We start from the raw sequence: 26,686 nt of genomic DNA, 5'->3' as shown, positions 1-26,686 counted from the left end.
AATGATTACGCGTATGACTGATAGAGGAGGCTGAATGTATTTCAGGAGAAGTATCAAGCGGTCGATGCTACATGCTTTACATATTTTGTTATACTAAGAGTAATGTATTGAAAGGGTTGATGACGTTGTCACATACGAAAATTATGGGTATCTTAAATGTAACGCCAGATTCATTCTCAGATGGTGGAAAATATAATAGTGTTGAAAATGCTTTGAAACGTGCGAAAGAAATGATGGATGAAGGTGTAGATATCATCGACATCGGTGGCGTGTCGACAAGACCGGGTCATACTCCAGTACCGCTTGAAGAAGAGCTAGACCGTGTTATACCGATTGTTGAAGCGTTAAAGGATTTAGATGTAACGCTATCTATTGATACGTCTCGAAGTGAAGTGGCTAAAAAGGCGCTTGAATTAGGTGCGACAATCATAAATGATCAGTGGGCAGGTATGTTCGACCCTAAAATATTTAAGGTAGTAGCTGAATACGACGCCGAAATTGTATTAATGCACAATGGTGATGGCAACCGCTCAGAGCCGATTATGGATGAAATGATGGTTACATTACTTAAACAAGCGAATCAAGCAGAATCGCAAGGCATCAAATCTGAACGCATTTGGATCGATCCAGGAATTGGCTTTGCGAAGACGCGTCAGGAAGAACAAGTGGTGATGTCTCGATTAGATGAACTCGTAGCGACGGGTTATAAGGTGTTACTTGCGACAAGTCGTAAACGCTATATTAAAGAACTGATGGGTGGCGACAATCGCAGTCATGAACGCGATGAGACAACAGCAGCTACTTCTGCTTATGGAATTATGAAGGGCGTTCATGGTGTTCGCGTGCATAACGTGAAGCTTAATAAACATATTTGCCATGCTATGGATCAATTAAAGGAGAATGAAGCATGAATGATAAAATCTTTCTAGAAGGTATGCGATTTTACGGTTATCATGGCGTCTTAGAAGCTGAAAATGAAATCGGACAAATCTTCTTAGTAGATATCTATTTAACTTTAGATTTAAAAGATGCAGGCGAGTCGGATTCTGTATTTGAAACGGTGAATTATGCAGATGTGTATGAAGATGTAAAAGAAATTATGGAAGGTACGCCTGTAAATTTACTTGAGCATCTTGCTGAGCATATTGCAAAACGAATAAATTCACACTATAATCGTGTAATGGAAACAAGAGTAAGAATTACGAAAGAAAATCCACCTATACCCGGTCACTACAAGGGTGTAGGAATCGAGATAACAAGGGTGAATCAATCGTGAAAGAAGCATATCTAGGGTTAGGTAGTAATATTGGTGATCGTACTGTAGAGCTAAAGGAAGCCATTCGTTTACTCAACTTAAATGACAATATTAAAGTTGTAGCGTCATCACCGATCTATGAGACAAAGCCAGTTGGTTATACAGAACAACCTGACTTTTTAAACCAATGCGTTAAAATTGAAACGGATTTATCACCGCATGCGCTCTTAGAGGTTGCATTAGATATTGAACAACAACGCCATCGCGTTCGTAAGTTCCAAAATGGACCTCGAACACTCGATGTGGATATTCTTTTATACAGTGACGAAATCATTGAAACTGAAGATTTATCGGTTCCGCATAAGAGAATGACAGAACGTGCTTTTGTGATGATTCCACTAAATGATATCGCACCACACCTAGTTGAACCGAGGTCACAACAAACAATCGAAACTTTAGTCGAGCCGGATGAAACAGTAATTAAATACGAAGAAAGAAGGCATTCATAATGTGGAAAATTGGAGATGTAGAAATCAATAACCGCGTTGTATTAGCTCCTATGGCCGGCGTTTGTAACTCTGCGTTCAGATTAACGGTAAAAGAGTTTGGTGCAGGTCTAGTATGTGCTGAAATGGTTAGTGATAAAGCAATTTTATTTAATAACCCTAAAACAATGAATATGCTATATATTGATGAGAATGAACGACCATTATCTTTACAAATTTTCGGTGGTGAAAAGGAAACGCTTGTAGAAGCGGCAGAATATGTCGATAAAAATACGACAGCTGACATCATCGATATTAATATGGGTTGCCCAGTTTCAAAAATCATTAAATGTGAAGCGGGTGCACGTTGGTTACTTGATCCTAATAAAATCTATGAGATGGTTTCAGCAGTTGTCGAACGCGTTGATAAACCTGTAACATGTAAGATGCGTATCGGTTGGGATGAAGATCATATCTATGCCGTAGAAAATGCTAAAATGGCAGAAAAAGCAGGTGCATCAGCGATTTCACTTCATGGTCGTACACGCGTACAAATGTATGAAGGTCATGCTGACTGGGATATCATTCGTCGTGTTAAAGAAGCGGTCAATATTCCTGTTATCGGAAATGGTGATGTTACAAGTCCAGAACTTGCAGAGAAGATGCTTGAAGAAACAGGTGTAGACGCTGTCATGATCGGACGTGAGGCACTTGGTAATCCTTGGATGATTTACCGTACTGTACATTACCTTGAAACAGGTGAATTAATTGATGAACCTCAAGTAGATGAAAAAGTAGAAATTGCTTTATTACATCTACGTAGACTAGTAGAATTAAAAGGTGAAAAAGTAGGCGTCATGGAAATGCGTAAGCATGCATCATGGTACCTTAAAGGTGTTCGCGGTAATGGTAAGGCACGTAAAGCGCTGAACCAAGCGGAGACTGAACAAGAAATGATAGATATTTTACAAGCATTCCAAAAAGAAGTGATGGAAAAAGCATCACTACAACAAGCGTAAACAAACAAAAAGGAGAGTATAATATGTCTGAAGAAATGAATGACCAAATGCAGGTCCGTCGTCAAAAATTAGATGAGTTACGTGAACAAGGTATCGATCCTTTTGGTGAGCGCTTTGAACGTTCATCATATGCAAGTGATTTAAAAGCAGAATGGGATACATTCTCAAAAGATGAGTTAAAAGAAAAAGAAGACGAAAGCCATGTGTCTTTTGCTGGACGTTTAATGACTAAGCGTGGTAAAGGTAAAGCTGGTTTCGCGCACGTTAAAGACTTAACGGGTCAACTACAAATTTATGTACGTAAAGACCAAGTTGGCGATGAACAGTTTGAAATTTGGAAAGGTGCCGATCTAGGTGACATCGTAGGTATCGATGGCGTTATGTTTAAGACAAATACAGGTGAAATTTCTGTTAAAGCGAAATCATTCACACTTTTATCAAAAGCATTACGCCCTTTACCAGATAAATTCCACGGTCTTCAAGACATTGAACAACGTTACCGTCAACGTTACTTAGATTTAATCACGAATGAAGAAAGTACTGAGACATTCATCAACAGAAGTAAAATCCTTCATGAAATGCGTAGCTATCTTAATGAAAAGGGCTTTTTAGAAGTGGAAACGCCTATGATGCATCAAATCGCAGGTGGTGCTGCTGCACGCCCATTCGTTACACACCACAACGCTTTAGATGCAACGCTTTACATGCGTATAGCTATCGAATTACACCTTAAACGTTTAATTGTGGGTGGCCTTGAAAAAGTTTATGAAATTGGTCGCGTATTCCGTAACGAAGGTGTATCTACGCGTCACAACCCTGAATTCACAATGATTGAATTATATGAAGCTTATGCGGATTATGATGACATTATGAATTTAACGGAAGAACTTGTTGCGCACGTAGCTCAAAAAGTACTAGGCACAACTAAAGTACAATATGGCGAAGAAACAATCGATCTAGAACCTAAATGGAGACGTCTACACATTGTAGATGCCGTTAAAGAGGCGACTGGTGTTAACTTCTATGACGTTAAGACAGATGAAGAAGCACAAGCATTAGCTAAAGAGCATGGCATTGAAATTGAATCACATATGAAATACGGCCATGTATTAAATGAATTCTTCGAGCAAAAAGTAGAAGAAACACTTATTCAACCAACATTCATTTACGGACATCCAATTGAAATTTCTCCTTTAGCAAAGAAAAACGCTGAAGACCCTCGTTTCACAGACAGATTCGAGTTATTTATCGTAGGTCGTGAGCATGCGAACGCATTTACAGAGTTAAACGACCCTATCGACCAAAGAGAACGTTTTGAAGCACAAATCGTTGAACGTGAACAAGGTAATGATGAAGCGCATGAAATGGATCATGACTTTATCGAAGCATTAGAATACGGTATGCCGCCAACAGGTGGTTTAGGTATCGGTATTGACCGCTTAGTTATGTTACTAACTGATTCACCATCTATCAGAGACGTTCTATTATTCCCTTACATGAGACAGAAGTAATCTGCTTAAATGTAAACAGTAGAATACATGAACTAGGTAGTAGCACATCACACTACTATCTAGTTTTTTTATTTTTGAAAAGCCTATTAAATTCAACATCTGAAAGGGTTATACTTAATTATCTCGAAAAAGTTTAAAAAAGTTTGGTAAATATGTTGACTTTTCCCTTGAAATTTATTACTATATAAAAGTCGCCGATAAACGACGTAAACGTTAAGTAAACACTTCGTAAAAAACTTTAATAAAGTGTAAAATTAACTATTGAAATCACTTAACAAAACAGTTATCATATTAAAAGTAAGTTAATTAATTGTCTGGTGACAATAGCAAAGAGGTCACACCTGTTCCCATGCCGAACACAGAAGTTAAGTTCTTTAGCGCCGATGGTAGTCGGACTTACGTTCCGCAAGAGTAGGACGTTGCCAGGCAATATTATAGATGGAGAATTAGCTCAGCTGGGAGAGCATCTGCCTTACAAGCAGGGGGTCGGCGGTTCGAACCCGTCATTCTCCACCATTTAAAACTAGCCGGCCTAGCTCAACTGGTAGAGCAACTGACTTGTAATCAGTAGGTTGGGGGTTCAAGTCCTCTGGCCGGCACCATCTTTGAGCCATTAGCTCAGTTGGTAGAGCATCTGACTTTTAATCAGAGGGTCAGAGGTTCGAATCCTCTATGGCTCACCATTTGAATATTATTGAGCAGAAGTAGTTCAGCGGTAGAATACAACCTTGCCAAGGTTGGGGTCGCGGGTTCGAATCCCGTCTTCTGCTCCATTATTTTTGCCGGGGTGGCGGAACTGGCAGACGCACAGGACTTAAAATCCTGCGGTAAGAGATTACCGTACCGGTTCGATTCCGGTCCTCGGCACCATTATTTTGCGCCCGTAGCTCAACTGGATAGAGCGTTTGACTACGGATCAAAAGGCTATGGGTTCGACTCCTATCGGGCGCGCCATTTTAATATTTACGGGAAGTAGCTCAGCTTGGTAGAGCACTTGGTTTGGGACCAAGGGGTCGCAGGTTCGAATCCTGTCTTCCCGACTCTTTTTCAAAACAATGGGGGATTAGCTCAGCTGGGAGAGCGCCTGCTTTGCACGCAGGAGGTCAGCGGTTCGAACCCGCTATTCTCCACCATTATTATTTATAAGAACATTGAAAACTGAATGACAATATGTCAATGTTAATTCTTGATAAACGTTGTTGTGACAGTCAGTCGCACAACAAACCAAGCAATCAATTGCTTAAATTTTAGAGTCAATCAAACAAACATTTTTATGGAGAGTTTGATCCTGGCTCAGGATGAACGCTGGCGGCGTGCCTAATACATGCAAGTCGAGCGAACTGACGAGGAGCTTGCTCCTTTGACGTTAGCGGCGGACGGGTGAGTAACACGTGGGTAACCTACCTATAAGACTGGAATAACTCCGGGAAACCGGGGCTAATGCCGGATAACATGTTGAACCGCATGGTTCAACATTGAAAGGCGGTTTTGCTGTCACTTATAGATGGACCTGCGCCGTATTAGCTAGTTGGTAAGGTAATGGCTTACCAAGGCGACGATACGTAGCCGACCTGAGAGGGTGATCGGCCACACTGGAACTGAGACACGGTCCAGACTCCTACGGGAGGCAGCAGTAGGGAATCTTCCGCAATGGACGAAAGTCTGACGGAGCAACGCCGCGTGAGTGATGAAGGTTTTCGGATCGTAAAGCTCTGTTATTAGGGAAGAACAAGTGCGTAGGTAACTATGCGCACCTTGACGGTACCTAATCAGAAAGCCACGGCTAACTACGTGCCAGCAGCCGCGGTAATACGTAGGTGGCAAGCGTTATCCGGAATTATTGGGCGTAAAGCGCGCGTAGGCGGTTTCTTAAGTCTGATGTGAAAGCCCACGGCTCAACCGTGGATGGTCATTGGAAACTGGGGAACTTGAGTGCAGAAGAGGAAAGTGGAATTCCATGTGTAGCGGTGAAATGCGCAGAGATATGGAGGAACACCAGTGGCGAAGGCGACTTTCTGGTCTGTAACTGACGCTGATGTGCGAAAGCGTGGGGATCAAACAGGATTAGATACCCTGGTAGTCCACGCCGTAAACGATGAGTGCTAAGTGTTAGGGGGTTTCCGCCCCTTAGTGCTGCAGCTAACGCATTAAGCACTCCGCCTGGGGAGTACGATCGCAAGATTGAAACTCAAAGGAATTGACGGGGACCCGCACAAGCGGTGGAGCATGTGGTTTAATTCGAAGCAACGCGAAGAACCTTACCAAATCTTGACATCCTTTGACCGCTCTAGAGATAGAGTTTTCCCCTTCGGGGGACAAAGTGACAGGTGGTGCATGGTTGTCGTCAGCTCGTGTCGTGAGATGTTGGGTTAAGTCCCGCAACGAGCGCAACCCTTAAGCTTAGTTGCCATCATTAAGTTGGGCACTCTAAGTTGACTGCCGGTGACAAACCGGAGGAAGGTGGGGATGACGTCAAATCATCATGCCCCTTATGATTTGGGCTACACACGTGCTACAATGGACGGTACAAAGGGTCGCTAAACCGCGAGGTCAAGCAAATCCCATAAAGCCGTTCTCAGTTCGGATTGTAGTCTGCAACTCGACTACATGAAGCTGGAATCGCTAGTAATCGTAGATCAGCATGCTACGGTGAATACGTTCCCGGGTCTTGTACACACCGCCCGTCACACCACGAGAGTTTGTAACACCCGAAGCCGGTGGAGTAACCTTTGGAGCTAGCCGTCGAAGGTGGGACAAATGATTGGGGTGAAGTCGTAACAAGGTAGCCGTATCGGAAGGTGCGGCTGGATCACCTCCTTTCTAAGGATATAACGGAACAACTTCTTAAGAAGTTGAAATATAAACAAGAAAGCGTGACATATTGTATTCAGTTTTGAATGTTTTTAGAACATTCAAGTTGTACATTGAAAACTAGATAAGTAAGTAAAATAGATTTTACCAAGCAAAACCGAGTGAATAAGAGTTTAATTAAGCTTGAATTCAAAAAATAATCGCTAGTTATTGACCGATGGTCAGTAACACACATGATTAATAACAGATTAAGTTATTAAGGGCGCACGGTGGATGCCTTGGCACTAGAAGCCGATGAAGGACGTTACTAACGACGATATGCTTTGGGGAGCTGTAAGTAAGCTGTGATCCAGAGATTTCCGAATGGGGGAACCCAGCACAAGTTATGTTGTGTTATCGACATGTGAATTCATAGCATGTCAGAAGGCAGACCCGGAGAACTGAAACATCTTAGTACCCGGAGGAAGAGAAAGAAAAATCGATTCCCTGAGTAGCGGCGAGCGAAACGGGAAGAGCCCAAACCAATAGGCTTGCCTATTGGGGTTGTAGGACACTCTATACGGAGTTACAAAGGAAAATGTTAGACGAATCATCTGGAAAGATGAATCAAAGAAGGTAATAATCCTGTAGTCGAAAATGTTTTCTCTCTTGAGTGGATCCTGAGTACGACGGAGCACGTGAAATTCCGTCGGAATCTAGGAGGACCATCTCCTAAGGCTAAATACTCTCTAGTGACCGATAGTGAACCAGTACCGTGAGGGAAAGGTGAAAAGTACCCCGGAAGGGGAGTGAAAGAGAACTTGAAACCGTGTGCTTACAAATAGTCAGAGCCCGTTAATGGGTGATGGCGTGCCTTTTGTAGAATGAACCGGCGAGTTACGATCTGATGCAAGGTTAAGCAGCAAATGTGGAGCCGTAGCGAAAGCGAGTCTGAATAGGGCGAGATAGTATTTGGTCGTAGACCCGAAACCAGGTGATCTACCCATGGCCAGGCTGAAGTTCAGGTAACACTGAATGGAGGGCCGAACCGACTTACGTTGAAAAGTGAGCGGATGAGCTGTGGGTAGCGGAGAAATTCCAATCGAACTTGGAGATAGCTGGTTCTCTCCGAAATAGCTTTAGGGCTAGCCTCAAGTGATGATTATTGGAGGTAGAGCACTGTTTGGACGAGGGGCCCCTCTCGGGTTACCGAATTCAGACAAACTCCGAATGCCAAATAATTTAACTTGGGAGTCAGAACGTGGGTGATAAGGTCCATGTTCGAAAGGGAAAGAGCCCAGACCACCAGCTAAGGTCCCAAAATATATGTTAAGTGGAAAAGGATGTGGCGTTGCCCAGACAACTAGGATGTTGGCTTAGAAGCAGCCATCATTTAAAGAGTGCGTAATAGCTCACTAGTCGAGTGACACTGCGCCGAAAATGTACCGGGGCTAAACATATTACCGAAGCTGTGGATTGTCCTTCGGACAATGGTAGGAGAGCGTTCTAAGGGCGGTGAAGCATGATCGCAAGGACATGTGGAGCGCTTAGAAGTGAGAATGCCGGTGTGAGTAGCGAAAGACGGGTGAGAATCCCGTCCACCGATTGACTAAGGTTTCCAGAGGAAGGCTCGTCCGCTCTGGGTTAGTCGGGTCCTAAGCTGAGGCCGACAGGCGTAGGCGATGGATAACAGGTTGATATTCCTGTACCACCTATTATCGTTTTAAGCGATGGGGGGACGCAGTAGGATAGGCGAAGCGTGCTGTTGGAGTGCACGTCCAAGCAGTAAGACTGAGTGTTAGGCAAATCCGGCACTCATAAGGTTGAGCTGTGATGGGGAGAGGAAATACGTTTCCTCGAGTCGTTGATTTCACACTGCCAAGAAAAGCCTCTAGCTAGATACTTGGTGCCCGTACCGCAAACCGACACAGGTAGTCAAGATGAGAATTCTAAGGTGAGCGAGCGAACTCTCGTTAAGGAACTCGGCAAAATGACCCCGTAACTTCGGGAGAAGGGGTGCTCTTTGGGGTGTATGCCCGGAAGAGCCGCAGTGAATAGGCCCAAGCGACTGTTTATCAAAAACACAGGTCTCTGCTAAACCGTAAGGTGATGTATAGGGGCTGACGCCTGCCCGGTGCTGGAAGGTTAAGAGGAGTGGTTAGCTTCTGCGAAGCCACGAATCGAAGCCCCAGTAAACGGCGGCCGTAACTATAACGGTCCTAAGGTAGCGAAATTCCTTGTCGGGTAAGTTCCGACCCGCACGAAAGGCGTAACGATTTGGGCACTGTCTCAACGAGAGACTCGGTGAAATCATAGTACCTGTGAAGATGCAGGTTACCCGCGACAGGACGGAAAGACCCCGTGGAGCTTTACTGTAGCCTGATATTGAAATTCGGCACAGCTTGTACAGGATAGGTAGGAGCCTTAGAAACGTGAGCGCTAGCTTACGTGGAGGCGTTGGTGGGATACTACCCTAGCTGTGTTGGCTTTCTAACCCGCACCATTTATCATGGTGGGAGACAGTGTCAGGCGGGCAGTTTGACTGGGGCGGTCGCCTCCCAAAGTGTAACGGAGGCGCTCAAAGGTTCCCTCAGAATGGTTGGAAATCATTCATAGAGTGTAAAGGCATAAGGGAGCTTGACTGCGAGACCTACAAGTCGAGCAGGGTCGAAAGACGGACTTAGTGATCCGGTGGTTCCGCATGGAAGGGCCATCGCTCAACGGATAAAAGCTACCCCGGGGATAACAGGCTTATCTCCCCCAAGAGTTCACATCGACGGGGAGGTTTGGCACCTCGATGTCGGCTCATCGCATCCTGGGGCTGTAGTCGGTCCCAAGGGTTGGGCTGTTCGCCCATTAAAGCGGTACGCGAGCTGGGTTCAGAACGTCGTGAGACAGTTCGGTCCCTATCCGTCGTGGGCGTAGGAAATTTGAGAGGAGCTGTCCTTAGTACGAGAGGACCGGGATGGACATACCTCTGGTGTACCAGTTGTCGTGCCAACGGCATAGCTGGGTAGCTATGTATGGACGGGATAAGTGCTGAAAGCATCTAAGCATGAAGCCCCCCTCAAGATGAGATTTCCCAACTTCGGTTATAAGATCCCTCAAAGATGATGAGGTTAATAGGTTCGAGGTGGAAGCGTAGCGATACGTGGAGCTGACGAATACTAATCGATCGAAGACTTAATCAATTTTAAATGTTTTGTCTTGGTTTTATCATTTACTTACTATCTAGTTTTGAATGTATAAGTTACATTCTTATAGTTTGGTGACAATAGCAAAGAGGCCACACCTGTTCCCATGCCGAACACAGAAGTTAAGCTCTTTAGCGCCGATGGTAGTCGGACTTACGTTCCGCAAGAGTAGGACGTTGCCAAGCTACTTTCAAATAGACCTTTAGGTCTTTTTTTATGAAAGTTTTAATATTACTTGACTTTTTAATTTAACTTATGTATAATTAATTCTTGTCGAGTTAAAAAATGAACATTGAAAACTGAATGACAATATGTCAACGTTAATTCTTGATAAACGTTGTTGTGACAGTCAGTCGCACAACAAACCAAGCAATCAATTGCTTAAATTTTAGAGTCAATCAAACAAACATTTTTATGGAGAGTTTGATCCTGGCTCAGGATGAACGCTGGCGGCGTGCCTAATACATGCAAGTCGAGCGAACTGACGAGGAGCTTGCTCCTTTGACGTTAGCGGCGGACGGGTGAGTAACACGTGGGTAACCTACCTATAAGACTGGAATAACTCCGGGAAACCGGGGCTAATGCCGGATAACATGTTGAACCGCATGGTTCAACATTGAAAGGCGGTTTTGCTGTCACTTATAGATGGACCTGCGCCGTATTAGCTAGTTGGTAAGGTAATGGCTTACCAAGGCGACGATACGTAGCCGACCTGAGAGGGTGATCGGCCACACTGGAACTGAGACACGGTCCAGACTCCTACGGGAGGCAGCAGTAGGGAATCTTCCGCAATGGACGAAAGTCTGACGGAGCAACGCCGCGTGAGTGATGAAGGTTTTCGGATCGTAAAGCTCTGTTATTAGGGAAGAACAAGTGCGTAGGTAACTATGCGCACCTTGACGGTACCTAATCAGAAAGCCACGGCTAACTACGTGCCAGCAGCCGCGGTAATACGTAGGTGGCAAGCGTTATCCGGAATTATTGGGCGTAAAGCGCGCGTAGGCGGTTTCTTAAGTCTGATGTGAAAGCCCACGGCTCAACCGTGGATGGTCATTGGAAACTGGGGAACTTGAGTGCAGAAGAGGAAAGTGGAATTCCATGTGTAGCGGTGAAATGCGCAGAGATATGGAGGAACACCAGTGGCGAAGGCGACTTTCTGGTCTGTAACTGACGCTGATGTGCGAAAGCGTGGGGATCAAACAGGATTAGATACCCTGGTAGTCCACGCCGTAAACGATGAGTGCTAAGTGTTAGGGGGTTTCCGCCCCTTAGTGCTGCAGCTAACGCATTAAGCACTCCGCCTGGGGAGTACGATCGCAAGATTGAAACTCAAAGGAATTGACGGGGACCCGCACAAGCGGTGGAGCATGTGGTTTAATTCGAAGCAACGCGAAGAACCTTACCAAATCTTGACATCCTTTGACCGCTCTAGAGATAGAGTTTTCCCCTTCGGGGGACAAAGTGACAGGTGGTGCATGGTTGTCGTCAGCTCGTGTCGTGAGATGTTGGGTTAAGTCCCGCAACGAGCGCAACCCTTAAGCTTAGTTGCCATCATTAAGTTGGGCACTCTAAGTTGACTGCCGGTGACAAACCGGAGGAAGGTGGGGATGACGTCAAATCATCATGCCCCTTATGATTTGGGCTACACACGTGCTACAATGGACGGTACAAAGGGTCGCTAAACCGCGAGGTCAAGCAAATCCCATAAAGCCGTTCTCAGTTCGGATTGTAGTCTGCAACTCGACTACATGAAGCTGGAATCGCTAGTAATCGTAGATCAGCATGCTACGGTGAATACGTTCCCGGGTCTTGTACACACCGCCCGTCACACCACGAGAGTTTGTAACACCCGAAGCCGGTGGAGTAACCTTTGGAGCTAGCCGTCGAAGGTGGGACAAATGATTGGGGTGAAGTCGTAACAAGGTAGCCGTATCGGAAGGTGCGGCTGGATCACCTCCTTTCTAAGGATATAACGGAACAACTTCTTAAGAAGTTGAAATATAAACAAGAAAGCGTGACATATTGTATTCAGTTTTGAATGTTTATAGCATTCAAACGATGAGGGGCCTATAGCTCAGCTGGTTAGAGCGCACGCCTGATAAGCGTGAGGTCGGTGGTTCGAGTCCACTTAGGCCCACCATTTTATTTGTACATTGAAAACTAGATAAGTAAGTAAAATAGATTTTACCAAGCAAAACCGAGTGAATAAGAGTTTAATTAAGCTTGAATTCAAAAAATAATCGCTAGTTATTGACCGATGGTCAGTAACACACATGATTAATAACAGATTAAGTTATTAAGGGCGCACGGTGGATGCCTTGGCACTAGAAGCCGATGAAGGACGTTACTAACGACGATATGCTTTGGGGAGCTGTAAGTAAGCTGTGATCCAGAGATTTCCGAATGGGGGAACCCAGCACAAGTTATGTTGTGTTATCGACATGTGAATTCATAGCATGTCAGAAGGCAGACCCGGAGAACTGAAACATCTTAGTACCCGGAGGAAGAGAAAGAAAAATCGATTCCCTGAGTAGCGGCGAGCGAAACGGGAAGAGCCCAAACCAATAGGCTTGCCTATTGGGGTTGTAGGACACTCTATACGGAGTTACAAAGGAAAATGTTAGACGAATCATCTGGAAAGATGAATCAAAGAAGGTAATAATCCTGTAGTCGAAAATGTTTTCTCTCTTGAGTGGATCCTGAGTACGACGGAGCACGTGAAATTCCGTCGGAATCTAGGAGGACCATCTCCTAAGGCTAAATACTCTCTAGTGACCGATAGTGAACCAGTACCGTGAGGGAAAGGTGAAAAGTACCCCGGAAGGGGAGTGAAAGAGAACTTGAAACCGTGTGCTTACAAATAGTCAGAGCCCGTTAATGGGTGATGGCGTGCCTTTTGTAGAATGAACCGGCGAGTTACGATCTGATGCAAGGTTAAGCAGCAAATGTGGAGCCGTAGCGAAAGCGAGTCTGAATAGGGCGAGATAGTATTTGGTCGTAGACCCGAAACCAGGTGATCTACCCATGGCCAGGCTGAAGTTCAGGTAACACTGAATGGAGGGCCGAACCGACTTACGTTGAAAAGTGAGCGGATGAGCTGTGGGTAGCGGAGAAATTCCAATCGAACTTGGAGATAGCTGGTTCTCTCCGAAATAGCTTTAGGGCTAGCCTCAAGTGATGATTATTGGAGGTAGAGCACTGTTTGGACGAGGGGCCCCTCTCGGGTTACCGAATTCAGACAAACTCCGAATGCCAAATAATTTAACTTGGGAGTCAGAACGTGGGTGATAAGGTCCATGTTCGAAAGGGAAAGAGCCCAGACCACCAGCTAAGGTCCCAAAATATATGTTAAGTGGAAAAGGATGTGGCGTTGCCCAGACAACTAGGATGTTGGCTTAGAAGCAGCCATCATTTAAAGAGTGCGTAATAGCTCACTAGTCGAGTGACACTGCGCCGAAAATGTACCGGGGCTAAACATATTACCGAAGCTGTGGATTGTCCTTCGGACAATGGTAGGAGAGCGTTCTAAGGGCGGTGAAGCATGATCGCAAGGACATGTGGAGCGCTTAGAAGTGAGAATGCCGGTGTGAGTAGCGAAAGACGGGTGAGAATCCCGTCCACCGATTGACTAAGGTTTCCAGAGGAAGGCTCGTCCGCTCTGGGTTAGTCGGGTCCTAAGCTGAGGCCGACAGGCGTAGGCGATGGATAACAGGTTGATATTCCTGTACCACCTATTATCGTTTTAAGCGATGGGGGGACGCAGTAGGATAGGCGAAGCGTGCTGTTGGAGTGCACGTCCAAGCAGTAAGACTGAGTGTTAGGCAAATCCGGCACTCATAAGGTTGAGCTGTGATGGGGAGAGGAAATACGTTTCCTCGAGTCGTTGATTTCACACTGCCAAGAAAAGCCTCTAGCTAGATACTTGGTGCCCGTACCGCAAACCGACACAGGTAGTCAAGATGAGAATTCTAAGGTGAGCGAGCGAACTCTCGTTAAGGAACTCGGCAAAATGACCCCGTAACTTCGGGAGAAGGGGTGCTCTTTGGGGTGTATGCCCGGAAGAGCCGCAGTGAATAGGCCCAAGCGACTGTTTATCAAAAACACAGGTCTCTGCTAAACCGTAAGGTGATGTATAGGGGCTGACGCCTGCCCGGTGCTGGAAGGTTAAGAGGAGTGGTTAGCTTCTGCGAAGCCACGAATCGAAGCCCCAGTAAACGGCGGCCGTAACTATAACGGTCCTAAGGTAGCGAAATTCCTTGTCGGGTAAGTTCCGACCCGCACGAAAGGCGTAACGATTTGGGCACTGTCTCAACGAGAGACTCGGTGAAATCATAGTACCTGTGAAGATGCAGGTTACCCGCGACAGGACGGAAAGACCCCGTGGAGCTTTACTGTAGCCTGATATTGAAATTCGGCACAGCTTGTACAGGATAGGTAGGAGCCTTAGAAACGTGAGCGCTAGCTTACGTGGAGGCGTTGGTGGGATACTACCCTAGCTGTGTTGGCTTTCTAACCCGCACCATTTATCATGGTGGGAGACAGTGTCAGGCGGGCAGTTTGACTGGGGCGGTCGCCTCCCAAAGTGTAACGGAGGCGCTCAAAGGTTCCCTCAGAATGGTTGGAAATCATTCATAGAGTGTAAAGGCATAAGGGAGCTTGACTGCGAGACCTACAAGTCGAGCAGGGTCGAAAGACGGACTTAGTGATCCGGTGGTTCCGCATGGAAGGGCCATCGCTCAACGGATAAAAGCTACCCCGGGGATAACAGGCTTATCTCCCCCAAGAGTTCACATCGACGGGGAGGTTTGGCACCTCGATGTCGGCTCATCGCATCCTGGGGCTGTAGTCGGTCCCAAGGGTTGGGCTGTTCGCCCATTAAAGCGGTACGCGAGCTGGGTTCAGAACGTCGTGAGACAGTTCGGTCCCTATCCGTCGTGGGCGTAGGAAATTTGAGAGGAGCTGTCCTTAGTACGAGAGGACCGGGATGGACATACCTCTGGTGTACCAGTTGTCGTGCCAACGGCATAGCTGGGTAGCTATGTATGGACGGGATAAGTGCTGAAAGCATCTAAGCATGAAGCCCCCCTCAAGATGAGATTTCCCAACTTCGGTTATAAGATCCCTCAAAGATGATGAGGTTAATAGGTTCGAGGTGGAAGCGTAGCGATACGTGGAGCTGACGAATACTAATCGATCGAAGACTTAATCAATTTTAAATGTTTTGTCTTGGTTTTATCATTTACTTACTATCTAGTTTTGAATGTATAAGTTACATTCTTATAGTTTGGTGACAATAGCAAAGAGGCCACACCTGTTCCCATGCCGAACACAGAAGTTAAGCTCTTTAGCGCCGATGGTAGTCGGACTTACGTTCCGCAAGAGTAGGACGTTGCCAAGCTATTCATATTCGATATGGATGCGATGAGCCGATTTACAGGACATAAATGTATGACATTTATGTCTCTTTTTTTATTTCCAATAAATCCTTTACAATTTATCGTGTTCCATCTATGGTTGATTTGGGAATAACTTAATATATTTGCAAGAGCTTCTGATTAAATACAAAGATAAGGTGAGCTAATGTGAAAATTTTAAAGTCTATCTTTTATGTAAATGTGGATAAAATTAATATCCCTAGAGGGATACGGCAAGGTTTATTAATGTTAGTACCGATGTTGATTGGTTATTTCCTTAACCAAATGCCATTAGCCTTACTCGCAGCTATAGGTACATTCGCACATATCTATGTATTTAGTGGTACGTTTAGTTCACGATTACGTGCAGTGAGTTACGCGACACTAGGACTAACGTTATCAATGGTACTAGGGACATTAACCTCAGGTATACCACTCTTATTCGGTCTCGTATTATTAATATTGACGGTCGTCACTTACTATACATTTAGTTGTTTAAATATACCTGGTCCTTCATCAACATTCTTCATCATCGCTTTTGGTATGTCATCCGTCATGCCATACGATCCAGGCTTATGGTGGTTACGAGGTGGACTTGTTTTAGGTGGTGGCTTACTTGGTATTATTCTTGTGCTTATTGAGGCACTCCTTCAAAAGACACGCCCTGAAAACCAAGCAGTAATAGATGATTATAAAACCTTACAAGAACTTATAGGATCCTTTAATGATCAAGTTGAGTTTAATAACAAAAGTAAAAAGACTGTAGCTAAATTATTAAACTCATCTTATCTACTTACATCAACGAATGTGTCTCTTCAGAAAAAGTCTTCGGATTACCAAAGGCTCGTATTATTACATCATGCAGCCGAAGGGTTGTATTCAGAACTCTTAGAACTGAATGCTAAAGGGCATAGACCTATTCCTAATGTCTTAGTTGAATTAGTAGACCATGTATGTAAGCTATGTGAAGATCCCAATTACAATCAAAAATGGACTAAAGAAGTCGATGTTGACGAGAAATTCCGTGGCGTAGTAGACCGTATCTTTTCAGTAGATGAAATTCTTCACGCCCCTAAATCTCAAATTAGCAGTAAAATTAGCATTAGAACACCTTTATATAGTAGACGCTTACTTCAAAACCTATCGCCTGAATCTATGGTCTTTATGTCTACATTAAAGTACACTGTGATTTTAGGTATCGCGATTTTTATCGCACTTATCTTTGATTTTGAACGTGCTTATTGGATTCCCTTAACTGTGCACACTGTATTACTAGGTGGTACGTCCTTTGCATCATTAGAAAGAGCTTTATCAAGGGGCCTTGGTACATTCTTAGGTGTCTTATTCTTATCATCAGTTCTCATTTTCCATCCACCATTAATATTCTTAGTATTATTAATGGCATTAACAGGTGCGATTACAGAAGCGCTCATAGCTTCAAATTATGCGTTTTCAATGATATCCATTACGACACAAGTGTTATTACTTGCCGGTCTTGCTAAAGGGCATCTAACAATTGCAATTGCTTTTCCTAGATTAATGGATGTATTTATCGGAGTTGTGATTAGCTTAATTTGCATTCTGATAATCGGTGGAAAGGAAGCATCCTATAAATTGCCTGAAGTGATTGCTGAAGTAACGCGTATTGAGGCACGTTATTTCCATTACTTATTCTCTAGTAATGCTTATACGATTGATGAGAAGCGTGACGTGGATATATTCAAACTTAACCTAAATATTTCTAACATGAATCTCATGTATGACACGGCTTTAGGCGAGTTCTTTTCAAATCGGAAGAAGACACAGTACTATTATCCAGCTATGTTCTTACTTCAACAAATCAGTTTCACGATTGCTAAAGGGATCATTGATAAACGTAGTGTTGAAATTGATGATGAGGCAATGGGGCAATATTTGCTTGCTTTTGAAAATGTGGCTAAGCACTTTGAACGTGGTGCGCCGCACAGTCATGTTATCGACTTACCAGATTTACCGAAATATGCACATATCAAGACAGCCTTAATGAGCCTTCAAGAAATTAAGCTCTATGAAAATAACAATAAACGAAATCCAAATCTACTCAAGTACTAGCTTAAAAATACATGACAGATAGCGCGAATGATGTGTTATCTGTCTTTTTTTATAGTGAGAGATTTGATTAAGATGTCTACGTGTTCACGAATCTCTTCGGTTGGGATGCCCCCGAAACTAATGACAAATACAGGTTGATCTACGTAATTCGCGTCATAATGCGCAAGTGGTTTAATGTAAAGTTGATGGTCTTTCGCGGCACTAAGACACGACTCGAGCGAAAGCCCGTTTGTAACGGTAAGCAAGAAGTGCATGCCTGTTCGTTCACCTGTTATTTTAAGCTGATCTTTATAAGGCTTTAGTGCTTTGAGAATTAATTGAAGTTTCTCTTTATAAATCTTACGCATCTTATTTAAGTGACGTTCAAAGCCACCTGATGCCATAAATTCAGACACCATAAATTGAATATGTTTCGGCACGGAATTATTTTCAATCGACGGCAACTGTTTATAGCGCGCCAAGAGCGCCTCAGGAAGCACGACATATGCGATACGACAACTTGGAAAGAGCGATTTAGAGAAGGTACTGATGTAGATAACCTTGCCACTGGTGTCTAAACTTTGTAGCGCCGGTAAAGGCTTACCGTAGTATCGAAATTCTGAATCATAATCATCTTCAATGATGTAACGATGCGCATCTTCACGTGACCATTTTAAGAGCTGTGTACGCTTCTTAATATGCATCGTCGCACCTGTAGGAAATTGATGTGATGGCGTAACATATAACACATTATGTGTGGTAGATTTAATCGGCTTAATCTCAATGCCATCTGATGCAACCTCGACTGACTGGTAAGGGATTTGCTTACGTTCAAGCGTTTCCTTAACAGGTGGATAGCTCGGACGCTCGATAATAAATTTATCATTAGGCAAGAGCTCCGTAATTAAATTGATGAGTTGCTTCGTTGAAGACCCTACGATGATTTGGTCAGGGTGACATTTCACACCTCTACTATTGAACAAATAGTGTGCAATTTGCTTCCGTAAATACATTTCACCTTGTGGGGCGCCACTTTTTAAGAGGTCGCGATTATCTTCGTTAAATGCCTCTTTAGCGTACTTTCTAAACTGTGCGAATGGGAAATGTGATGTATCGATTTCCGTTAAGAAAAAGCCATATCGGTATAGCGGCTTCTCTTCTTCTTTACTTTCAATAACTGGTTTAAAACGATTCACGACTGGTAGCGTTTCGATTTCTGAAACAAAATAACCTGAACGCGGCTTAGAATAGATAAACCCTTCTTCTAACAATTGTTGATAGGCATGTTCGATTGTAGTTGCACTTAAATTCAAGTGCTCTGATAATTGTCTTTTCGATGGGAAGCGTTCGTTACTTTCATACTGGCCTTCGATAATTTGTTCCTTTAGTGACTCATATAATTGCATGTAAAGTGGTGTGGATTTCTTCATTGAATAACTGACCCCTTAAATTCGTCTTAAATTGAACCTTTTTAAATATCAGTTTATCGCTTAGAATGAATTTAATCAAATGAAAAAGGGGAATGATGTATGTCTAAGATTCAAGGATCAGAAAAAGTAAAACGCGGGATGGCTGAAATGCAAAAAGGCGGCGTTATCATGGACGTTGTTAATGCAGAACAAGCTAAAATCGCAGAAGAAGCAGGTGCTGTAGCTGTAATGGCTTTAGAGCACGTACCATCAGATATCCGTAAACTTGGTGGCGTAGCACGTATGGCAAACCCAGCTATCGTTGAAGAAGTGATGAACGCTGTGTCAATTCCAGTAATGGCTAAAGGCCGTATTGGTCACATTACTGAAGCACGTGTGTTAGAAGCGATGGGTGTTGACTATATTGATGAGTCAGAAGTATTAACACCAGCTGATGAAGTTTTCCATCTTAAAAAAGATGACTTCACAGTACCATTCGTATGTGGTTGCCGTAACTTAGGCGAAGCTGCGCGTCGTATTGGCGAAGGCGCTGCGATGTTACGTACTAAAGGTGAACCAGGTACTGGTAATATTGTTGAAGCTGTACGTCATATGAGACAAGTTAACTCAGAAGTTAAACGTTTAACTGTAATGAGTGACGATGAAATTATGACTGAAGCTAAAAATCATGGTGCACCTTATGAAATCTTAAAAGAAATCAAAGACTTAGGTCGTTTACCAGTTGTTAACTTTGCTGCAGGTGGCGTTGCGACACCTCAAGATGCTGCTTTAATGATGGAATTAGGCGCAGATGGTGTCTTCGTTGGTTCAGGTATCTTCAAATCAGATGATCCTGAGAAATTCGCTAAAGCTATTGTTCAAGCTACGACGCATTACCAAGATTATGAATTAATCGGACGCTTAGCTAAAGAATTAGGTACTGCAATGAAAGGTATGGATATTCGTACGCTAGCTCAAGAAGACCGCATGCAAGAGCGTGGTTGGTAAGATGAAGATAGGCGTATTAGCTTTACAAGGTGCTGTTCGTGAACACATTCGTCACATTGAATTATGTGGTCATGAAGGTATCCCTGTTAAAAAGGTAGAACAACTAGAAGAAATTGAAGGCTTAATTATACCTGGTGGCGAATCCACGACGTTACGTCGTTTAATGAATTTATATGGCTTCAAAGAGGCTATGCAACAGTCTGATTTACCAATGTTTGGTACATGCGCAGGTTTAATTGTACTTGCGTCAGACATTGTTGATGAAGAAGGCTATTTGAAAAAGCTAGATGTTACGGTTGCTCGTAATTCATTTGGTCGTCAGGTTGATAGCTTTGAAGCAGATTTAGATGTGAAGGGTATCGACCATAAGGTAAATGGTGTCTTCATACGTGCGCCGCATATTGTTGAAGCGTATAATGATGCTGAAGTACTATCACGAATTGACGACCGTATTGTCGCAGTACGTGAAGGTAAGTACTTAGGTGTCTCATTCCATCCAGAACTAACGGATGACTTTAGTATGACGAAATACTTCATTGAAGAAGTTATCGGTTCATAAAAAAAGAAGCTTAGAATCACTCGTAGATGAGTGGTTCTAAGCTTTTTTAAATTACATGAAGAAACCGGCAATTGTAGCTGAAATGAATGAAACAAGCGTAGCACCGAATAATAGTTTTAAACCAAAGCGTGCAACGATGTCACCCTTTTCATCATTAAGAGACTTGATTGCACCTGAGATAATACCAATCGAACTAAAGTTAGCAAATGATACTAAGAATACAGATACAATACCAGTAGCACGATCTGAGAGGCCTTTTGCTTCACCAAGATTTAACATTGCGACGAATTCGTTTGATAATAATTTCGTTGCCATAATTGAACCTGACTTAACTGCATCTTCCCAAGGGATACCTGTTAAGAATGCAAATGGAGCAAAGACGAAACCGATTAATGTTTGGAAGTTCCAATCTAATTGGCCACCTGATACGAAGTGCATAATGCCTCCAACAATACCATTTAATAACGCAATTAAAGCGATATAACCAATTAACATGGCACCTACAATAACTGCAACTTTGAAACCGTCTAGAATGTATTCTCCAAGCATTTCGAAGAATGACTGTTTCTTATCTTCTTGAATTAATAATTTGTCATCTTCCTCGTTTACATCGTAAGGATTAATGATTGAAGCGATAATGAAACCGCCGAATAAGTTTAATACAATTGCTGTTACAACGTATTTAGGTTCTACCATTGTGAAGTAAGCACCAATAATTGAAGCGGATACTGTAGACATTGCTGAAGCAGTCAATGTATATAAGCGCTTTTTATTAATGTGAGGTAGTTGTTGCTTTAATGAAATAAATACTTCTGATTGACCTAAGATGGCTGCAGCTACAGCGTTATAAGATTCTAAGCGACCCATACCATTAATCTTTGAGATAATGAAACCTAACCAATTGATAATGAAAGGTAAGATTTTAGTATATTGTAAGATACCAATTAATGCTGAGATAAATACGATTGGTAATAATACGTTAAAGAAGAATGGCGGTTGATCTGGTTTTACAAACTCAAATCCACCGAATACAAAGTTAACACCTTCTGCAGCTTGTTTAAGCAAGTATGTAAATCCAGCTGCAATACCACCGATTATAGTGATACCAAATTTTGTTTTAAGTAATAAGAAAGCAAAAATAAATTGGAGTAAAAACATAATTCCAATGTATTTCCATTTAATATTTTTCTTATCGGAACTTATTAAATAGGCGAGCGCAAGGAATATGATAATCCCGATGAGACCTATTAATATATGCATGTTCACCACACCTTTTCGATTTACTATTGATTATCATACAATAAAATTGGAAACGTTAACATACGTTTTTAATGAAAATTATAAGGCGAATAAGTTGAAAAAGGTCAAAATTGGTCATATAATATAGTCAAAGATGGTCAAAAAAGAGGTGATGAGTATGCATAATATGTCAGACATCATAGAACAATATATCAAGGAACTATTTGATAAATCGAACAAAGACGTTGTAGAGATTCAACGTGCACATATCGCCCAACATTTCGATTGTGTACCGTCTCAACTGAATTACGTTATCAAAACACGTTTTACAAATGAGCATGGCTATGAAATAGAAAGTAAGCGCGGAGGCGGCGGTTACATTCGCATCACTAAAGTTGAAACGAAAGATACGAAAGGTTATATTAATCATTTACTTCAATTAATTGGTCCTACAATTACGCAACAACAAGCGCTATATATTATAGATGGTTTGAAAGATAATCAATTAATTTCTGATCGTGAAGCGCGTATGATCGCAGCCGTTATCGACCGTGAAACGCTGAAGATGGATGTTAAATCAAGAGACATTATTCGCGCTAATATTCTTAAACGCCTGTTACCCGTTATTAACTATTATTAGAAGGTGAAATACATGCTTTGTGAAATCTGTCATAGTAATCAAGCGACAATTCGCTTAACTGTTAAAAGCAAAAAAGGCCTAGAAGAGAAATGGGTATGTAAATCTTGCGCAACAGACGACGTAGATATGAGTCCGCATGATGATATCGAAGATACATTCGTGATTAAACAAATCTTACAGCACCTTGCGACGAAGCATGGTATTGAACTGAATCGTTCGCATAAAGCGGAGAAACGGTGTCCTACATGTGATATGACGCTTAAAGATATTGCGCAACGCGGTAAGTTTGGATGCCCTAATTGTTATCAAACATTTCGTGATGACATTCTAGATATTGTACGCCGTGTTCAAGGCGGTCAACTGACACATCAAGGTAAAGTACCGAAGTCTTCTCATGAAAAGTTAGCAATTAAACGTCAAATTGATGAGAAAACAACGTACTTAAGTCATTTAATAGATGTTCAAAATTTCGAAGAGGCAGCAGTAGTTCGTGATGAAATAAATGCCTTAAAGGCTAAAAGTGAAGGTGATGACCATGAATCATGATTTAAGTCATTACATTAGTAAGTGGATGACACGTGCTAATGATTTGCCAGTTGTGATGTCGTCACGTATTCGTTTAGCGCGCAATATTCAAAAATATGTACACCCATTGATGTACCCGTCTGAAGAAATGGGCTTTTCAATTATTAATGATATTCAAGATGCGCTTCCTTCGCTAAAATTATTGCGTTTAGATACGATGGATCAACAAAGCAAATTAAAGCTCGTTGCGAAACATCTTGTAAGTCCTTCTCTTATTAAACAACCTGCTTCAGCAGTTATGGTTAATGAAGATGAATCGATAAGTGTCATGCTTAATGAGGAAGACCATGTACGTATTCAAGCGATGGGTACAGATTTAGTTTTAGAAGAGCTTTTCGAGAAGGCATCCGAGATTGATGATTTAATAGACGAAAAGGTTGACTATAGCTATGATGAACAATTAGGATATTTAACAACTTGTCCTACAAATATTGGAACGGGGTTACGTGCGAGCGTGATGCTTCATTTACCAGGACTATCTATCATGAACCGTATGAATCGTATTGCACAAACGATTAACCGTTTTGGTTTCACAATTCGTGGTATTTATGGTGAAGGTTCTAAGGTTTATGGTCATATGTATCAAGTTTCGAACCAACTTACGTTAGGTAAATCTGAGCGTGAGATTATTCGAAACTTAAACGATTTAATTCACCAAATTATCAATGAAGAAATGCAAGTAAGAGCACGCTTTGAAACTGATAATTATGTTGAGACGCTCGATCGCATCAACCGTTCGCTCGGTATTTTGAAATATAGTCATTTAATTTCTATGGAAGAAGCGTCATTTAGACTCAGTGAAATTAAATTAGGTATCGATTTAGGGTATATCAATATAGAGAACTTTAGATTTAATGAATTAATGGTTAGCGTTCAGTCGCCTTTTTTAATAGATGATGAAGATGAACGATCGATTGATGAGAAACGTGCATCAGTCTTAAGGTCATATTTTAACTAGGAGGTTTAGTATGTTATTTGGTAGATTAACAGAACGTGCACAACGTGTCTTAGCACATGCACAAGAAGAAGCAATCAGACTCAATCATTCAAATATAGGTACAGAGCACTTATTGCTTGGTTTAATGAAAGAACAAGATGGTATTGCTGCTAAAGTATTACAATCATTCGATATTACTGAAGAAAAAGTAACTGAAGAAGTAGAGAAATTAATCGGTCATGGACAAGACCAAATGGGTACGCTTCATTATACGCCAAGAGCTAAGAAAGTAATTGAACTTTCTATGGATGAAGCGCGTAAATTACACCATAACTTCGTTGGTACAGAACACATTTTACTTGGTCTTATCCGTGAGAACGAAGGTGTCGCTGCGCGTGTATTCGCAAACTTAGACTTAAATATTACGAAAGCGCGTGCGCAAGTTGTAAAAGCCTTAGGTAGTCCGGAAATGAACAGTAAATCTCAAACGGTATCTAAAGGCAATAACACACCTACTTTAGACAGTCTTGCTCGTGATTTAACAGTTATTGCTAAAGATGGTACATTAGATCCTGTCGTTGGACGTAATAAAGAAATTACACGTGTCATTGAAGTATTAAGCCGTCGTACGAAAAACAATCCAGTTCTCATTGGTGAACCTGGTGTAGGTAAGACTGCGATTGCTGAAGGATTAGCGCAAGCGATTGTTAGTAATGAAGTGCCAGAGACATTAAAAGGTAAGCGTGTTATGTCACTAGACATGGGTACTGTAGTTGCTGGTACGAAATATCGTGGTGAATTCGAAGAACGTCTTAAAAAAGTAATGGAAGAAATTCACCAAGCAGGAAACGTAATCCTATTTATTGATGAGTTACACACGCTTATTGGTGCAGGTGGCGCTGAAGGTGCGATTGATGCATCTAATATCTTAAAACCAGCATTAGCACGCGGTGAATTACAATGTATCGGTGCGACGACACTCGATGAATACCGTAAGCACATTGAAAAAGACGCTGCCTTAGAAAGACGTTTCCAACCGGTACAAGTTGATGAACCAACAGTACCTGATACAATCCGCATTTTAGAAGGGTTAAGAGACCGTTATGAAGCACATCACCGCATCAACATTTCTGATGAAGCATTAGCGGCTGCAGCAAAATTAAGTGACCGCTATATTTCAGATCGTTTCTTACCAGATAAAGCAATCGACTTAGTCGATGAAGCAAGTTCTAAGGTACGACTTAAGAGTCACACAACACCTACAAACTTAAAAGAACTTGAACAACAAATCGAAAAAGTTAAAAGTGAGAAAGATGCTGCTGTTCATTCTCAAGAATTCGAAAACGCAGCAAACTTACGCGACCAACAAACGAAGTTAGAAAAACAATACGAAACAGCGAAGAACGAATGGCGTAAAGACCAAGGCGGTCAAAACACAACGCTTGTAGAAGAGGATATCGCTGAAGTCGTTGCAGGTTGGACAGGTATTCCATTAACTAAGATTAATGAAACAGAATCTGAACGTTTATTAAACTTAGAGGATACACTTCATGAACGCGTTATCGGACAAAAAGATGCTGTTACGTCTATTTCTAAAGCAGTACGCCGTGCACGTGCAGGTCTTAAAGATCCAAAACGCCCAATCGGAAGCTTTATCTTCCTAGGTCCAACTGGTGTTGGTAAAACTGAACTTGCACGAGCTTTAGCTGAATCTATGTTCGGTGAGGAAGATGCAATGATTCGTGTTGACATGAGTGAGTTTATGGAGAAACATGCCGTGAGTCGTCTTGTTGGTGCCCCTCCAGGCTATGTAGGTCATGACGATGGTGGTCAATTAACTGAGAAAGTAAGACGTAAACCTTATTCTGTAGTGCTTTTCGATGAGATTGAAAAGGCACACCCAGAAGTATTCAATATCTTACTTCAAGTTTTAGATGATGGTCACTTAACGGATACAAAAGGTCGAAAAGTAGACTTTAGAAATACTGTCATTATCATGACGTCGAACGTCGGTGCTCAAGAGCTTCAAGATCAACGTTTCGCTGGTTTCGGCGGTTCTGATCAAACGAACGACTACGAAACAATCCGTAAAACAATGCTTAAAGAACTTAAGAATGCCTTCCGTCCAGAATTCTTAAACCGTGTTGATGACATCATTGTCTTCCACCGTTTAGAAAAAGAAGAGCTTAAAGAAATTGTTACGATGATGGTTAATAAATTAACGAAACGTCTCGATGAACAAAATATTCATATTCAAGTTACGGATAAAGCGAAGGATCGTATAGCTGAAGAAGGTTATGATCCTGAGTATGGTGCGCGACCACTTATCCGCGCAATTCAAAAAGCGATTGAAGATAACTTAAGTGAACTTATCTTAGACGGTCGTAACATTGAAGGTAAAGCGGTAACTGTCGATTATGATGGTGACGATTACACATTTGATATTAAAGAACGTGAAGATGAAACTGTAGAATCTTAAAATAAATGTATAGCAGATCACCAGTAATTGTGTGTCTTAATTACTGGTGGTCTCTTTTTAATTTAATATCATTGTTAAAATAATTTTTTACC

Annotated in this window: 14 protein-coding genes, 9 tRNA genes and 7 rRNA genes; 28 read left to right on the top strand and 2 right to left on the bottom strand. The window is 42.4% G+C overall.

The genetic code is table 11. The annotated features are described in order from the left end of the window. Positions 1-125 precede the first annotated feature (125 nt). The 22 genes from folP (at position 126) to ACF3N8_RS01285 (ending at position 17,759) form a co-directional block, all read left to right on the top strand. A complete protein-coding gene (folP, locus tag ACF3N8_RS01390; RefSeq protein ID WP_238102107.1) occupies positions 126-911 on the top strand; it encodes a dihydropteroate synthase in 786 nt (261 codons plus the stop codon). Then, positions 908-1,276, top strand: coding sequence for a dihydroneopterin aldolase (gene folB, locus ACF3N8_RS01385; protein WP_009384599.1), 369 nt, complete (start codon positions 908-910; stop codon positions 1,274-1,276). Before folP ends, folB begins: the two co-directional genes overlap by 4 nt. Then, positions 1,273-1,764 carry a 2-amino-4-hydroxy-6-hydroxymethyldihydropteridine diphosphokinase gene (gene folK, locus ACF3N8_RS01380; RefSeq protein ID WP_009384600.1) on the top strand — a complete coding sequence of 164 codons (492 nt, stop codon included), beginning with the start codon at positions 1,273-1,275 and terminating at the stop codon, positions 1,762-1,764. Before folB ends, folK begins: the two co-directional genes overlap by 4 nt. After that, complete coding sequence (gene dusB, locus ACF3N8_RS01375; RefSeq protein WP_009384601.1) at positions 1,764-2,759, top strand: tRNA dihydrouridine synthase DusB; 996 nt, start codon at positions 1,764-1,766, stop codon at positions 2,757-2,759. Before folK ends, dusB begins: the two co-directional genes overlap by 1 nt. Positions 2,760-2,782: 23 nt before the next feature. Continuing rightward, positions 2,783-4,270: a lysine--tRNA ligase gene (lysS, locus tag ACF3N8_RS01370; protein WP_238102105.1), complete on the top strand. Its 1,488-nt coding sequence runs from the start codon at positions 2,783-2,785 to the stop codon at positions 4,268-4,270. Positions 4,271-4,583: 313 nt separating this feature from the next. Further along, positions 4,584-4,698 (top strand): 5S ribosomal RNA (rrf, locus tag ACF3N8_RS01365). 12 nt (positions 4,699-4,710) lie between these two features. Beyond that, a tRNA-Val gene (locus tag ACF3N8_RS01360) sits at positions 4,711-4,786 on the top strand. Between the two features lie 10 nt (positions 4,787-4,796). Next, positions 4,797-4,872, top strand: a tRNA-Thr gene (locus tag ACF3N8_RS01355). Positions 4,873-4,877: 5 nt separating this feature from the next. Then, positions 4,878-4,953, top strand: a tRNA-Lys gene (locus ACF3N8_RS01350). A gap of 15 nt (positions 4,954-4,968) precedes the next feature. Then, positions 4,969-5,043 (top strand) — tRNA-Gly (locus ACF3N8_RS01345). Between the two features lie 8 nt (positions 5,044-5,051). Beyond that, positions 5,052-5,140 (top strand) — tRNA-Leu (locus ACF3N8_RS01340). A gap of 7 nt (positions 5,141-5,147) precedes the next feature. Beyond that, a tRNA-Arg gene (locus ACF3N8_RS01335) sits at positions 5,148-5,224 on the top strand. A 12-nt stretch (positions 5,225-5,236) separates the two neighbouring features. Further along, positions 5,237-5,310, top strand: a tRNA-Pro gene (locus tag ACF3N8_RS01330). Positions 5,311-5,327: 17 nt separating this feature from the next. After that, positions 5,328-5,403 (top strand) — tRNA-Ala (locus tag ACF3N8_RS01325). Between the two features lie 137 nt (positions 5,404-5,540). Further along, positions 5,541-7,090 (top strand): 16S ribosomal RNA (locus tag ACF3N8_RS01320). A 237-nt stretch (positions 7,091-7,327) separates the two neighbouring features. Beyond that, a 23S ribosomal RNA gene (locus tag ACF3N8_RS01315) occupies positions 7,328-10,251 on the top strand. A 73-nt stretch (positions 10,252-10,324) separates the two neighbouring features. Next, positions 10,325-10,439 (top strand): 5S ribosomal RNA (gene rrf / locus ACF3N8_RS01310). A 226-nt stretch (positions 10,440-10,665) separates the two neighbouring features. Then, positions 10,666-12,215: ribosomal RNA gene (locus ACF3N8_RS01305) — 16S ribosomal RNA — on the top strand. A gap of 102 nt (positions 12,216-12,317) precedes the next feature. After that, positions 12,318-12,394 (top strand) — tRNA-Ile (locus tag ACF3N8_RS01300). A 146-nt stretch (positions 12,395-12,540) separates the two neighbouring features. Then, positions 12,541-15,464: ribosomal RNA gene (locus tag ACF3N8_RS01295) — 23S ribosomal RNA — on the top strand. 73 nt (positions 15,465-15,537) lie between these two features. After that, positions 15,538-15,652, top strand: a 5S ribosomal RNA gene (gene rrf, locus ACF3N8_RS01290). Together the 16S, 23S and 5S rRNA genes with 9 tRNA genes alongside form the textbook arrangement of a ribosomal RNA operon. A 184-nt stretch (positions 15,653-15,836) precedes the next feature. Continuing rightward, entirely contained in the window at positions 15,837-17,759 is a 1,923-nt protein-coding gene (locus tag ACF3N8_RS01285; protein WP_009383818.1) for an FUSC family protein, read from the top strand. A 35-nt stretch (positions 17,760-17,794) separates the two neighbouring features. On the opposite strand, the gene ACF3N8_RS01280 is transcribed toward ACF3N8_RS01285, so the two are convergent. Then, positions 17,795-19,168 (bottom strand): PLP-dependent aminotransferase family protein, encoded by a 1,374-nt coding sequence (locus ACF3N8_RS01280; RefSeq protein WP_009383819.1) that lies wholly within the window; start codon positions 19,166-19,168, stop codon positions 17,795-17,797. Positions 19,169-19,267: 99 nt separating this feature from the next. Between ACF3N8_RS01280 and pdxS the strand changes: the two genes are divergently transcribed. Further along, complete coding sequence (pdxS, locus tag ACF3N8_RS01275) at positions 19,268-20,155, top strand: pyridoxal 5'-phosphate synthase lyase subunit PdxS (RefSeq protein WP_009383820.1); 888 nt, start codon at positions 19,268-19,270, stop codon at positions 20,153-20,155. Position 20,156: 1 nt separating this feature from the next. Further along, the gene (gene pdxT / locus ACF3N8_RS01270; protein WP_392450098.1) at positions 20,157-20,714 is read left to right on the top strand and encodes a pyridoxal 5'-phosphate synthase glutaminase subunit PdxT; all 558 of its coding nucleotides are present in this window, start codon (positions 20,157-20,159) and stop codon (positions 20,712-20,714) included. Positions 20,715-20,765: 51 nt separating this feature from the next. Here pdxT and ACF3N8_RS01265 read toward each other — a convergent pair whose 3' ends face one another. Next, positions 20,766-21,974 (bottom strand): NupC/NupG family nucleoside CNT transporter, encoded by a 1,209-nt coding sequence (locus ACF3N8_RS01265; protein ID WP_238101911.1) that lies wholly within the window; start codon positions 21,972-21,974, stop codon positions 20,766-20,768. Between the two features lie 157 nt (positions 21,975-22,131). On the opposite strand from ACF3N8_RS01265, the gene ACF3N8_RS01260 reads away from it, so the two are divergent. The 4 genes from ACF3N8_RS01260 to ACF3N8_RS01245 are packed head-to-tail and all read left to right on the top strand — an operon-like array spanning position 22,132 to position 26,594. Then, complete coding sequence (locus ACF3N8_RS01260; protein ID WP_009383823.1) at positions 22,132-22,593, top strand: CtsR family transcriptional regulator; 462 nt, start codon at positions 22,132-22,134, stop codon at positions 22,591-22,593. A gap of 12 nt (positions 22,594-22,605) precedes the next feature. Continuing rightward, positions 22,606-23,139, top strand: coding sequence for a UvrB/UvrC motif-containing protein (locus ACF3N8_RS01255; RefSeq protein WP_009383824.1), 534 nt, complete (start codon positions 22,606-22,608; stop codon positions 23,137-23,139). After that, complete coding sequence (locus tag ACF3N8_RS01250) at positions 23,129-24,136, top strand: protein arginine kinase (RefSeq protein WP_238093920.1); 1,008 nt, start codon at positions 23,129-23,131, stop codon at positions 24,134-24,136. Before ACF3N8_RS01255 ends, ACF3N8_RS01250 begins: the two co-directional genes overlap by 11 nt. A gap of 10 nt (positions 24,137-24,146) precedes the next feature. Beyond that, a complete protein-coding gene (locus tag ACF3N8_RS01245; protein WP_009383826.1) occupies positions 24,147-26,594 on the top strand; it encodes an ATP-dependent Clp protease ATP-binding subunit in 2,448 nt (815 codons plus the stop codon). Positions 26,595-26,686 lie beyond the last annotated feature (92 nt).

Source organism: Staphylococcus massiliensis (assembly GCF_043186315.1).
In the GTDB taxonomy this organism is placed as follows: domain Bacteria; phylum Bacillota; class Bacilli; order Staphylococcales; family Staphylococcaceae; genus Staphylococcus; species Staphylococcus massiliensis.
The sequence above is the reverse complement of the archived record's forward strand: the minus strand, read 5'-3'. Positions and strand labels throughout refer to the sequence as shown.

Coding starts and splice junctions, on each gene's coding strand:
- folB (WP_009384599.1), top strand. CDS start 908: ATGAATGATAAAATCTTTCTAGAAGGTATGCGATTTTACGGTTATCAT.
- dusB (WP_009384601.1), top strand. CDS start 1,764: ATGTGGAAAATTGGAGATGTAGAAATCAATAACCGCGTTGTATTAGCT.
- lysS (WP_238102105.1), top strand. CDS start 2,783: ATGTCTGAAGAAATGAATGACCAAATGCAGGTCCGTCGTCAAAAATTA.
- ACF3N8_RS01280 (WP_009383819.1), bottom strand. CDS start 19,168: ATGAAGAAATCCACACCACTTTACATGCAATTATATGAGTCACTAAAG.
- pdxS (WP_009383820.1), top strand. CDS start 19,268: ATGTCTAAGATTCAAGGATCAGAAAAAGTAAAACGCGGGATGGCTGAA.
- pdxT (WP_392450098.1), top strand. CDS start 20,157: ATGAAGATAGGCGTATTAGCTTTACAAGGTGCTGTTCGTGAACACATT.
- ACF3N8_RS01265 (WP_238101911.1), bottom strand. CDS start 21,974: ATGCATATATTAATAGGTCTCATCGGGATTATCATATTCCTTGCGCTC.
- ACF3N8_RS01260 (WP_009383823.1), top strand. CDS start 22,132: ATGCATAATATGTCAGACATCATAGAACAATATATCAAGGAACTATTT.
- ACF3N8_RS01255 (WP_009383824.1), top strand. CDS start 22,606: ATGCTTTGTGAAATCTGTCATAGTAATCAAGCGACAATTCGCTTAACT.
- ACF3N8_RS01250 (WP_238093920.1), top strand. CDS start 23,129: ATGAATCATGATTTAAGTCATTACATTAGTAAGTGGATGACACGTGCT.
- ACF3N8_RS01245 (WP_009383826.1), top strand. CDS start 24,147: ATGTTATTTGGTAGATTAACAGAACGTGCACAACGTGTCTTAGCACAT.